General features: G+C 62.2%; 12 protein-coding genes and 1 pseudogene. 10 read left to right on the plus strand and 3 right to left on the minus strand.

Annotated elements, in window-relative coordinates:
• Positions 1-11 precede the first annotated feature (11 nt).
• The 7 genes from arsB to DCC27_RS12310 all read left to right on the plus strand — a co-directional run bounded on the left by arsB (position 12) and on the right by DCC27_RS12310 (position 4,443).
• Positions 12-1,130, plus strand: coding sequence for an ACR3 family arsenite efflux transporter (gene arsB / locus DCC27_RS05685; RefSeq protein WP_110101660.1), 1,119 nt, complete (start codon positions 12-14; stop codon positions 1,128-1,130).
• Positions 1,127-1,552: an arsenate reductase ArsC gene (locus tag DCC27_RS05690; RefSeq protein ID WP_110098754.1), complete on the plus strand. Its 426-nt coding sequence runs from the start codon at positions 1,127-1,129 to the stop codon at positions 1,550-1,552. The genes arsB and DCC27_RS05690 overlap by 4 nt, the downstream gene beginning before the upstream one ends.
• Entirely contained in the window at positions 1,545-2,615 is a 1,071-nt protein-coding gene (locus DCC27_RS05695; protein ID WP_110101659.1) for an ArsO family NAD(P)H-dependent flavin-containing monooxygenase, read from the plus strand. Before DCC27_RS05690 ends, DCC27_RS05695 begins: the two co-directional genes overlap by 8 nt.
• A 47-nt stretch (positions 2,616-2,662) precedes the next feature.
• On the plus strand, positions 2,663-3,058 hold the full coding sequence (locus tag DCC27_RS05700) for a helix-turn-helix transcriptional regulator (RefSeq protein ID WP_110101658.1): 396 nt from the start codon (positions 2,663-2,665) through the stop codon (positions 3,056-3,058).
• A complete protein-coding gene (locus DCC27_RS05705) occupies positions 3,048-3,926 on the plus strand; it encodes a permease (protein WP_110101657.1) in 879 nt (292 codons plus the stop codon). Before DCC27_RS05700 ends, DCC27_RS05705 begins: the two co-directional genes overlap by 11 nt.
• Before the next feature lie 46 nt (positions 3,927-3,972).
• Positions 3,973-4,140: a hypothetical protein gene (locus DCC27_RS12190; RefSeq protein ID WP_166769961.1), complete on the plus strand. Its 168-nt coding sequence runs from the start codon at positions 3,973-3,975 to the stop codon at positions 4,138-4,140.
• 72 nt (positions 4,141-4,212) lie between these two features.
• Positions 4,213-4,443, plus strand: a complete 231-nt coding sequence (locus DCC27_RS12310) for a hypothetical protein (protein WP_199223075.1) — start codon at positions 4,213-4,215, stop codon at positions 4,441-4,443.
• Positions 4,444-4,706: 263 nt separating this feature from the next.
• On the opposite strand, the pseudogene DCC27_RS05715 reads toward DCC27_RS12310, so the two are convergent.
• Positions 4,707-5,224, minus strand: a pseudogene (locus tag DCC27_RS05715) (recombinase family protein); the annotation flags it as partial.
• A 20-nt stretch (positions 5,225-5,244) separates the two neighbouring features.
• On the opposite strand from DCC27_RS05715, the gene DCC27_RS05720 reads away from it, so the two are divergent.
• The 3 genes from DCC27_RS05720 (at position 5,245) to DCC27_RS05730 (ending at position 8,831) form a co-directional block, all read left to right on the plus strand.
• Positions 5,245-6,024, plus strand: coding sequence for an LLM class flavin-dependent oxidoreductase (locus tag DCC27_RS05720; protein WP_233242819.1), 780 nt, complete (start codon positions 5,245-5,247; stop codon positions 6,022-6,024).
• 69 nt (positions 6,025-6,093) lie between these two features.
• Positions 6,094-7,062 (plus strand): LapA family protein, encoded by a 969-nt coding sequence (locus tag DCC27_RS05725; RefSeq protein WP_146206739.1) that lies wholly within the window; start codon positions 6,094-6,096, stop codon positions 7,060-7,062.
• 41 nt (positions 7,063-7,103) lie between these two features.
• Positions 7,104-8,831: an AMP-binding protein gene (locus tag DCC27_RS05730; protein WP_110101085.1), complete on the plus strand. Its 1,728-nt coding sequence runs from the start codon at positions 7,104-7,106 to the stop codon at positions 8,829-8,831.
• Here DCC27_RS05730 and DCC27_RS05735 read toward each other — a convergent pair.
• Together DCC27_RS05735 and DCC27_RS05740 are read right to left on the minus strand one after the other, a co-directional pair.
• Positions 8,820-10,394 carry a fatty acyl-CoA synthetase gene (locus DCC27_RS05735; RefSeq protein WP_199223139.1) on the minus strand — a complete coding sequence of 525 codons (1,575 nt, stop codon included), beginning with the start codon at positions 10,392-10,394 and terminating at the stop codon, positions 8,820-8,822. The genes DCC27_RS05730 and DCC27_RS05735 overlap by 12 nt on opposite strands.
• Before the next feature lie 66 nt (positions 10,395-10,460).
• Positions 10,461-11,654: an acyl-CoA dehydrogenase family protein gene (locus DCC27_RS05740; RefSeq protein WP_233242954.1), complete on the minus strand. Its 1,194-nt coding sequence runs from the start codon at positions 11,652-11,654 to the stop codon at positions 10,461-10,463.
• Positions 11,655-11,769: the final 115 nt, after the last annotated feature.

Consider the following 11,769-nt stretch of genomic DNA (forward strand, 5'->3'; position numbering starts at 1 on the left):
TGAGCAGCACGATGCCCGCACCCCCGAACACCAAGAGCACGAACACCCCAGCGCCTGCGGCTGCGGCGAGGCGGCAGTTGTCGACGTTGGATAAGTGGCTGCCGGTCTGGATCGGGCTGGCGATGATCGCCGGCCTCCTCCTGGGCCGCTTCATCCCCGCCCTGGCTGACGTGCTCACGAGGATGGAGGTCGCCGGCATCTCGGTGCCGATCGGACTGGGCCTGCTGGTGATGATGTACCCGGTGCTCGCGAAAGTCCGCTACGACAAGATCGCCGCCGTCATCGGCGACAAGAAACTCCTGGTGTCCTCGCTGGTGCTGAACTGGCTGCTCGGCCCCGCGGTCATGTTCGCCCTCGCCTGGCTGTTCCTGCCCGATCTGCCCGAGTACCGCACCGGCCTCATCATCGTCGGTCTCGCCCGCTGTATCGCGATGGTGGTGATCTGGAACGACCTGGCCTGCGGCGACCGGGAAGCGACCGCGGTGCTGGTCGCGATCAACTCGATCTTCCAGGTCGTGATGTTCTCCGTGCTCGGATGGTTCTACCTCACCGTGCTTCCTGGTTGGCTGGGCCTGGACACCCAGGGCCTGGACGTCTCGGTCGGGCAGATCGCCCTCAACGTGCTCGTCTTCCTCGGCGTACCGCTGGTCGCGGGGTTCGCGACCCGCTGGATCGGCGAGAAACGCAAGGGCCGCGCCTGGTACGAAGAGAAGTTCATCCCGCGCGTCGGGCCGTGGGCGCTCTACGGGCTGCTGTTCACGATCGTGCTGCTCTTCGCCCTCCAAGGCGAAACCATCACGCAGAATCCCCTCGATGTCGCGAGGATCGCGTTGCCGCTGCTGGTCTACTTCGCGTTCATGTGGTTCGCAGGCCTCCTGCTCGGCAAGGGCATCGGCCTCGGCTACGCCCGATCCACCACGCTGGCATTCACCGCGGCGGGCAACAACTTCGAACTCGCCATCGCCGTCGCCATCGGCACCTTCGGCGCAACCAGTGGGCAGGCGCTGGCCGGGGTGGTCGGCCCGTTGATCGAGGTGCCTGTCCTCGTCGCTCTCGTCTACGTCTCCCTGTGGGCTGCACGCCGCTGGTTCCACACCGACCCCTACCAGACAGAAACGAGCCCCCGATGACCACCGATACCCCTCCGACGGTGTTGTTCGTCTGCGTCCACAACGCCGGACGCTCCCAGATGGCCGCCGCCTTCCTCACCCACCACGCGGCGGGCCGCATCGCGGTCCGCTCCGCTGGGTCGGAGCCCGCCCACCAGCTCAACCCGGCCGTGGTCGAGGCCATGCGCGAGGTCGGCATCGACATCACCGCCGAGCGGCCCAAGCTGCTGACCACCGACGCGGTGCAGACCGCTGATGTCGTCATCACCATGGGGTGCGGCGATACCTGCCCGTTTCTCCCCGGCAAGCGCTACGAGGACTGGCAGCTCGACGACCCCGCAGGGCGTGGGCTCGACGCCGTGCGTACTATCCGGAACGAGATCGAGACCCGCGTCCGCGTCCTCATCGCCGAACTGCTCGTTCCTCAGGAGACCGATGAGTGAGCACGCCGACGTCGTGGTGATCGGCGGCGGCCAAGCAGGCCTGGCCGCCGGCTACTATCTGCGCCGGGCGGGGCTGAACTTCGTGATCCTCGACCGGCAGGACCGTGCAGGCGGGGCCTGGCGTCACGGCTGGGACTCACTGCGACTGTTCTCCCCGGCCGAGTACAGCCCGCTACCGGGCTGGCCAATGCCGCGCCAGCGGGGCGAGACGTTCCCCACCGCCGGTCACGTCGTCGAGTACCTGCACGACTACGAACAGCGTTACGAGCTGCCCGTGCACCGGCCCGTCCAGGTCAGCGGCGTCCGCGCCCACAGCCGCGGGCTCAGCGTTGAGACCGACCGGGGCACCTGGAACGCCGAGTTCGTCATCAGCGCCACCGGCACCTGGGACACCCCCTTCATACCCGCCTATCCGGGCATGGCCGATTTCGCGGGCGAGCAGCTACACACGGTCGACTACTCCGTCCCGGAGCGATTCCGCGGCCAGCGGGTGCTGGTCGTCGGTGCCGGCAATTCCGCCGCGCAGATCGTCGCCGAGGTCTCCACCATCGCGGAGACGACCTGGGCGACCCGACACCCGCCCCGGTTCATGCCCGACGACGTCGACGGCCGCGTCCTCTTCGACACCGCCACCCGAGAAGAAGCCGCCCGGAAGGCGGGAACCCAGGCCGATGGCGTCTCCGGTCTGGGCGACATCGTCATGGTCCCCAGTGTCCGTGCTGCCCGCGACCGCGGCGTGCTGCGCCCCCGCCCCATGTTCGACCGGCTCACCGCCGAGGGAGCGGCCTGGAGCGACGGCACCATGGATCCCTACGACGCGATCATCTGGTGCACCGGCTTCCGCCCCACCCTGAACCATCTCGCGTCCCTGGGCCTGAGGCGCGAGAACGGCGTGCCCAAGACCATCGGCACACGCTCCGCCGACGAGCCCCGCCTGCACCTGCTCGGGTACGGGGACTGGACCGGCTTCGCCTCAGCCACCCTGATCGGGGCGGGCAGGACCGCCAAGGACGCAGTCCATGACATCACCAGCCACCTCCCCGAGGCGTCACCCCCACAATAGATAAGCCGTCGCTTGTGTCATAAGCAGTGGCTTGTTAGTGTGGAGGTATGTCTTCACCGATACAAATTCCGGCCGTGGCCTCGGACCTGTCAGCCAAAGAACGCGCCGCCTACCTGGCCCCCACCCTCTCGGCTCTGGCCGATGAGAACCGGCTCACGATCGTGCTGTGCCTCGCCGATGGCGCCAAGACGAACAAGCAGCTGCAGGAGGCCACCGGCCTTAGTCAGGCGCTGGTCAGCCACCACGTCTCCGCCCTGCTTAAAGCGGAACTGATCGACGTGACCCCGCAGGGCCGGTCGAACCTCATCTCGATCTGCTGCGAACAGTTGGCCGCCCCAGTCCAATGGCTGGCCCACCTTGCCACCCTGACTCCCGCCGGACAGCGAGCCTGCTGCACCGAGGCCGAGATCCCGGCACGCAGTGTGGTGACCGATGCTGACTGACACGCTCGGCACCTTCGCACTGCTGCTGGGCGAGCTGCTGGCCCTGTTCCTCGTCGTCTCGACCGCCGTCGCGCTGATCAACCGGCGATTCGGCCCGGAGAAGATGCGTGACTGGATGAGCAGCGGGAAAGTCCCCGGATCCATCAAGGGACTACTTTTGGGGGCGGTGACTCCATTCTGCTCCTGCTCGACACTGCCGATGCTGGTCGGAATGCTCAACGCCGGGGTCGCCTTCCAGACCGCGATGACCTACCTCATCGCCTCACCGCTGCTCAACCCGATCATCGTCGGCGGCATCGGAATCATCTTCGGGTGGACGACCGCGATCGTCTACACGCTCTTCACCCTGGCCGTCTCACTGATCATCCCGTGGGTATGGCGCGGCCTGGGCCTGAAGAAGGCGCTCAAGCGCGTGCGCGTGCAGGGCGAGACGACGCCCGAGCCGTGGAAAGGAATGCGCGGCGAGATGCCCGGAGCGCTCCGCCAAGCCTGGACCGATCTGCGCCCCCTGCTTGTGCCCATGCTCATCGGCGTGGCGATCGGAGCCGCGATCTACGAGTTCGTCCCCGAGGACCAGCTGACCGCCTTCGCCGGAGCCAACATCTGGTGGGCGGTGCCACTGGCCGCGGTCATCGGCATCCCGCTCTACATCCGCTTGGAGACCATGCTCCCGGTCGGGCTGGCCCTCCAGTCCGCCGGTGTGGCCCTCGGCCCGATCTTCGCCCTGATGATCGGCGGGGCCGGGGCCTCCCCGCCGGAGGTCTCGATGCTCACGGCGATCTTCAAGCCACGGCTTCTCGTGGCATTCGTCGTCACCATCCTTACCGTGGCGATCGCCGGCGGCTACATCCTCACGATCACAGCCTGATCCCTACAACTGTCCCCCGTAAACCCACCATAGGAAAGGAACCACCATGGGACTGAAAGACCTGTTCACCGGACGCTCGAAGAACGAGCAGTCAGACTGCTGCAACGTCGAGATCGTCCCGGCCGACGAAGACGATAAGCAGCAGAACACCAACACTACGACGCCTCAGCCAACGGAGGAGAACTGCTGCCAGGACGCCAAGACGGAAGGCTGACGCTATCCACAGAACTTCGATGCCGTCATAGGAACAGCCACGAGGGCCCCGCCACTGGCGAAGGCCCTCGCCGTGTGCGCAATCCAACCCTCCGACCATGCCACGCTGCTCGCCACCGACACCGCGCAGACCTCGGCTGCAGTGAGCACGACGAGATATGGCGACACCTGCCCGGTCTTCCCCGGCAAACGCTACGAGGACTGGCAGTTGAACAACCCCGCAGGACTTGGGCTCGACGCTGTGCGCCCCATCCATAACGAGATCGGATCCCGCATCCGCGACCTCATCACCGAACTCACCTGACCCAAGATCATGACCGGCCCAGCGCACCTGCCGAGCATGGACCTCTCCCTCTTCACCGATAGCCCCGTCCGGCCCTGGCCGGGGCTATTCCGTCATCTCCATCATCGGACCCTGCCGGTGATCCTGCGCGCCTCGTCCTCATGACGACGCGCCTCGTCCTCGAGCTGCTTGCCCGGCGCCCGCAGCTTGTCGACCCGCTCCCCGCTCGTCGTAGAACTGGCGGAAGGTGCCCCCCCCCCGCCCGACCGGATCAGGTACGCACCCGCCTCGGCCTGCTCCGGGATCTGCGCCCCGTCCTTCGTGTAGCCGAACGGCGTCCAGCCCGAGAGCACCGGCATCCCCTCGGTACGACGGCGTTCGTTCGAGCGGATCGTCCGCTCCGCCTTGCGCCTGGCCTCGAAGCGCGCGTGCCGGCCAGCATCGTCGCCCGGAACTCCCCATCGGCCGTGGCGAGGTCGATCTCGCCGTCGACCGTGACGACCTGCAGCCCATGGTCGATCAGCGTGTTCAGATCCTTGGTGCTGCGCAGGAGGCGGTCGATGTCGACGGCGACCACGATGTCGAACTGACCGGCGTCGGCGTCCTTAAGCATCCTGGCCCAGTCCGTGCCGGCACCACGCGGCTTGGAGGCCGAGACGGAGGAGTCCTCGTACTCGGCGACGACCCGCCAGCCCCTCAGCGTGGCCAGGTCGCTGATCTTGCGGAGCTGGGTGTCGATGGCCCATCCGTCGCCCGTGCGGTCCTGGGAGATCCGCATGTAGGCGGCTACGCGACTCGTCATGAATCCAATGTTACGGGTGAATGTTGCGCTACGAGAATCCGCTGTACTTTGCCGAGGAAGCCGCCACCACCGATCTCATCTCCGATGCGCGTCTACACCTGGGGATCTCCCGTGGTTCCCCTGAGGCGGCCTTAGATGGGCAACACCAGTTCGGTTATCACCGTGACCAGGGCCAGTCCTGGTCCGACTATGCCCGCAACACCGGAGGACGCATTCGACAGGCAGTCTCCGGTGAGCCCATCGCTCACGCTGACCCGGAGTCGTCCTGGGCGCCGGTGGGGGTGGACCGGTTGCGCATCGAACCGTATTCCTCGACCTTGATTAACCGCCTGTATTGGGGCGCCGGAAGCACCTCGTCGGCGGTCTGGGCCGGCGAACAGGGATATAACTTGGTCTCGTCTACCCTGTTGTTGGAAGACGACGGACGCCCCTTCCATGTCCAGCAGGCTCACCAACTCACCGAGTATCGTGCCGCTTATACTGCCTCGGGCCACACGACAGGCGGACAGACGGCGGTCACTCGGTCTATCTACGTGATCGAATCGGCCGAAGACAAGCTCCGTTATGCCCCGATCTCGGGGGAGACAGATTCTGTCGGGATGCTCGATGGTGCTCGAGCTCGGTCCGGGCCCACGGTGGTGGGCACCGTAGACAGCGTCGCGGAGCAGCTGGCCGCAGATCAGGCGGCGCGAGAGGCTGACCTGCTCCTGGTGGCCAACCCCAACCAGTGGGGCGTGGTTGCCAACCGGCGCCTCTTTGCCAGTTGGGTCCGGGTATTTGAGCACCTGAGGTGGAAGTGATGGATCAGCCCGCCGTGCGTCCCACAGTTTCATCTCACCACACCGAGCGCACAAGATAGAGTGAGCATCGTGGAGCCTGTGATCTTCTTCTTACTGGTGGCCCTGGTGATCGCTGTGGGCTGTTGTGCCGTGTTCTTATATCAACGTCGTGTCCAGCGTGCCCGATTGAACGCCTTACAACACAAGATCAAGCGGTTGCAGTCGGAACTGGCACTGCGAGAAACCAACCCCGCTCAGGCCTTGGACCACCCCGAATGGGTCACCGGCCAGCACCCAGCGATTCAACGTCTCCATACACAGTACGCGCGCGCCCAGCGACTCTGGGCACCGGCGGTGTCACCTGTGGACCCAAGTTCTGATGTAGCCACAAATCCCCGCTTATCGAATCGGGATCTGAACCGCATCGAAACGATTACCTCGCAGTTGGAGGATGTGCTCCGGGAGACGGAGACCATTATGCGCTTCACACAGTCCGGCGCCGAGGTCGACAATGTTCAGTTGCAGCAGTATTTGGAACCACGCTGGGGCGAGCGGTTGCGGTACCCCGATACGTCGGGGATGTCCGGTCGGCCCCGGGCGGAATATCTGCTCGATCACCTCTGGCCCTGCCGGCCACGGTTCGTCACCCGCGTCAGCTCCGCGGCCAGCCAGGTCATCCGTGAGCGGCTCGCTCACGGCACCTGGATCACCGACGAGTACGGCTTCCTCTGGCCCGCCAGTGTCAACATCGATCAATGGGCGGTATACCGCACCGTGATGTTGGGCTCACATGGGCGTTTGAAGGATCTGAGCCCGGTGGAGATTGCTAATGTTTATTATGAGGCGCTCGGCGACGACGATCTCGACGCACAGTCCCTTTTCCATCGGGCACAGCGGATCCTGGGCTTTCTGTTCTTTACACCAAAAAATCGTGAAGTGCTCCAAAATGCACTCACCGTGGGATTGCGTACCGACAGGTTGCGGTTAGTTGGTGAGAACATTGCCCGTGGCCGGAAGGACTTTGAGTCGGGCTACCGCCGAGTGGTGCACGACATCTGATCAGCTCGAGCCAAGATTGAAGCCACGAAAGGTGTGTGTTGATGACAGTCACGGAGACCTACCGAGCCTACCGAGATGACCTGCTACGTTTACGTGAGGATCTCGACCAAGCACGCAAGAGCTTCTCGTGGCCTGAGATCGACCACTTCAATTTCACCTCCGACTGGTTCGACCAGCTGGCCGCCGACCCCGTCCGTGGCGATCAACCAGCTCTGATCATTGCCAACGAGGCCGGCGTAGACATTTCCTTGACCTTCCGCGAGCTCGCGGAGCGCGCTGCCCGCGTGGCGGTCTGGTTCCAATCCCTGGGCATGGGCCGTGGCGATAAGCTCATGGTGATGCTGGACAACCAGGTCGAGCTGTGGGAAGCCATGCTGGCAGCGATCAAGCTCGGTGTGGTCGTTCTGCCCACCACCACGATGCTGGCTCCCCAGGCCATTATCTCTCGTCTGGAACGCGCCCAAGTGCGTTGGGCGATGACCAATACGGACAATCTCGACAAATTCGCCAACTGTGCCGACCAGCTCGATGGTTTGATCACCACTGGGGAGGCCACAGATCAGGCCCACGGGTTCACCCGCGAGGCCACCGGCGAGCTGACCGATCCGGGGCTGACCGATGCGGCGGAGACGATGCTGATCTATTTCACCTCCGGGACCACCTCGGAACCGAAGATGGTTACTCACACGCAGTACTCCTACGCAGTAGGGCACTTCTCCACTCTGTATTGGATGGGGTTGCGTCCCGGAGACGTCCATCTGAATATCGCCTCCCCGGGCTGGGGCAAACACGCCTGGTCCAGCTTCTTTACACCCTGGATTGCCGAGGCCACCATTCTGGTATTCAACTACCGTCGCTTTGATCCCGAGGCGCTGATGGAGTTAATGGATCGCCAGCAGGTCACCTCCCTGTGTGTTCCTCCGACCGTGTGGCGAATGCTGATCCAGGCAGATCTGACCCAACTGTCCACTCCTCCAACGGTTGCACTCTCGGCCGGGGAACCACTCAGCGCCAGCATCATCGAACACGTCCGGCGTGACTGGGGCGTGGATATTCGCGACGGTTATGGGCAGACCGAATCCACGCTCCAAATCGCCAACACCCCCGGCCAAGAGCTCACCCCGGGCGCTTTGGGTCGCCCGTTGCCGGGCTACCAGGTCGAGCTGATGGATCAGGACACCGAAGACATCATTTCCGGCCCCGGTGAAGGCCAGGTCGTTCTCCGCCTCGACCCACGACCGGGCGGGTTAACCCCGGGATACTACCGGGATGATGAGCGTAATGCCGAAGCCTTCTCACAGGGCGTGTACCGCACCGGGGACGTGATGAAGCGCGATGAATCTGGGGTCTACACCTACGTGTCCCGCGCCGATGATCTGTTCAAGGCCTCCGACTACAAGCTCTCGCCCTTTGAACTGGAATCCGGGCTCATCCAGCACCCCGCGGTGCTGGAAGTTGCCGTGGTGCCTTCACCGGATGCCATTCGTATGGCCGTGCCGAAGGCTTATATCGTTTTGGCTCAAGGCTATGAACCTACCGAAGAGACCGCGCGGTCCATCTATGAGTTCGGTCGTGAGACACTGCCACCATACGGCCGGGTTCGTCGCTTCCAGTTCTCGCAGCTACCCAAGACGATCTCCGGCAAGATCCGACGGGTGCAATTACGTCGCCAAGAACAAGAACTCCACGGTGACGATGGGCAGAAGACTCCGCCCGTGGTTACCGAAGGGTTCAACGTCGAGTTTGCTGAGGCCCAGTTACGGTCTTAGGCCCCCCCGGAGCTGACGCTTGAGAATTTTGCCGGACTGATTCCGGGGTAGCTCGTCAACGAACTCGTAACTCTTAGGAATTTTGAACCCGGCCAAGATGGGACGCAGGAACTCTTTGAGCTCGTCAGCGTCGAGCTGCTGATCGGGCTTGAGCACCACATAGGCGGTAATGGATTCGATCCATTTCTCATCGGGGCGTCCAATGACCGCAACTTCCGCAACGGCGTCGTGACGGTAGATGGCATCTTCGACCTCGCGGGAGGCAACCAGGATACCGCCGGTGTTAATGACATCTTTAATCCGGTCGACCACCTCAATGTAGCCATCCTGATCGAGCACGACCTGATCTCCGGAGTGGAACCAGCCATCGGTGAAGCTTTCGGCAGTAGCCTCATCTCGATTCCAGTAGCCCCGACACAGCTGCGGCGAACGATACTGAATCTCCCCCGGGGTTCCTTCAGGGACCGGCTGTCCTTCTGGGTCCACCACCCGGATTTGCACCGTGGGTAACGGTAGACCCGCGGATTTCGGCCGTTCATCATGGTCTTCTGGACGCAAGACAGAAACCAGCGGCCCCATTTCAGACTGACCGAAGCAGTTGTAGAACCCGATCTTCGGATAAGCCTCCCGCAGTCTTTGGAGCACCGTGACCGGCATGATAGAGGCTCCGTAGTAGGCATGCGTCAGCGAGGAGAGATCCCGGTGTTCCAGCTCTGGATGCTGCGACAACGGCACCCACACGGTCGGGGCTAAAAACAAGCTGGTGGCCCGGTCTTCTTCCACCTTCGCCAAGATCTCTGAGATATCCGGAACGGTTAGGAGTCGAACGGTTACCCCCATCAGCAGATAAGGGGTCAAAAACACGTGGAGCCCGGCCGAGTGATAAAGCGGCATACACACCACAGGACGATCCTGGGGCGTAAAATCCAGAGCCTGTTGCACCGCACCATAGTGGGTCATCAACGATTCGTGCGTGTGAATCGCACCCTTCGGGCGCGAGGTGGTTCCGGAAGTATAGAGCAGTTGCACTACGTCACTAGATTGTTCCTGACTATCCGGTGTCTCACCAGAGGTGTAGGCCTGGCGTTGCTCAGGATCCTCGAGAATCAACTGCACCCGAGCCAGTAGCGAGTCCATGTCCCCGTGGAGCAAGGTCACCTGTTGCACGGCCGTATCGCCACGAACTTCCTCGACTTTGTCATATTGGTCTGGATCACAAAAGACATAGGTGGACCCGGAGTCAATCAACGCATGCACCAGCTCTTCACCGGTGAGGGCAAAGTTAATGGGCACGTGAACTGCAGCGGCCCGTAAAGACCCGAAGAATGCCAACACGAAGGCATCGGAGTTCTTGGCATAGGAAGCCACGCGGTCACCCGGTTTCACCCCGGCTTCGATCAGCAGACGAGCGGTGATGGTGGCCGCATCGTCTAGATCTCGATAACTAAATTCGCGTTGCAGATATTTCAGAGCTGGCTTATCGGGCGATCCGACAGCTACCCGGTGCAAAGCTTGCCCAATGGTGTTCAAGCGGGCACGTTGAATCATTTCACTGGTTTTCATGGGGCCCTTTTTATGAGGTTCTTTGGGATACTATGTGAGAGAAAACACGGTGTGACACGGCCGACTCTACACGAAAGCAGAGTGCCCCGTCACCGCCCTAGACACAATCAGCGAGTTGATCTCATAGGTGCCTTCATAGGTGTGTATCACCTCGGCATCACCGAAGATCTTGGCTGCTTCATAGGTCGATAGGATCCCGTTACCACCCAGCGCGTTGCGCGCAATCGCCGCCGATTCTCGCAACAGCCGAGACCCGGTCGCCTTACCCATGGCGGCATGGACCATTTCGATCTGGTTAGTTTCTTGCAAGCGAGCAATATTCATCATCATGCCCAGACATGCATGGGCATTGGAGATCAGGTCTGCAAGACCTTGCTGGATGAGCTGGAACTTCACCAACCGACGACCGAATTGTTGTCGATTCAGCGCATAGTTTCGCATCACATCAAAGGCACCCAGCTGGGCGCCGACGGCTTGCCAGCCGACCCAGACCCGGGAATTGCGCAACATTTCGTTCGCGGAGTCAAAGCCGACCACTCCGGGGAGCATGTCATCGCTGGAAACCAAGACGTTATCGAGGGTGATGTCCGCGTTTTGCATCACGCGCAGACCGATCTTATGCCCAATCTTTGCGGCCGAAAACCCTGGGGTCGATGAGTCAATCAGGAAAGCCTTCACCGAACCATCAGCGGCATCCTTGGCCCAGGCCAAGAGAAAATCACAGAAAGTCCCGGCGCCGATCCAGCGCTTGGCACCATTAATAACCCATCCACCCTCAACCGGGGTGGCAGTGGTTTCCAAACCCCCGGCGATGTCGGACCCGTGATCCGGCTCGGTCATTCCAAACGACCCGACCGCCTCAAAACGGGTGAGTTTTGGTAGCCACTGCTGTCGTTGAGCCTCAGAGCCCAACTGGTTGACCATACCGACAATGAGTTCATTATGAATACCCACCAACGCCCCGAGCGAGACATCGACACGACTCACTTCGGAGTAGACGAGCCCACGGTAGAGCCAGGACCGGTCCTGTAAAGCCACATCGGCGAGCCCAACCTCAGCCATCCCCGGAAGCAACTCAAAAGGAAACTCTTCACGGTTCCAGTAGTCGACAATCACCGGGCGAACCACGTCCTGCATGTAGGATCGCACGGCACGCAAAGCTTGACGTTCATCAGCCGTCAGCAACGATGCAACATCGAGCAGATCCGCATCAGGGAAAGGGAGACGAAGCTCAGGGTCGCAGTCCACGGTCGAAGTCATTGACATCCTCTCTCGAAACTATAAAGTGAGCTGTATCACTCCAGTTGGAACTATACACTTGTACAGCCTGTGATTCCATCCCCCTGTTTCCATCCTTGGCAAGGAGAACAATCCT

The organism is Auritidibacter sp. NML130574 (assembly GCF_003185725.2).
Lineage (GTDB): Bacteria > Actinomycetota > Actinomycetes > Actinomycetales > Micrococcaceae > Auritidibacter > Auritidibacter ignavus.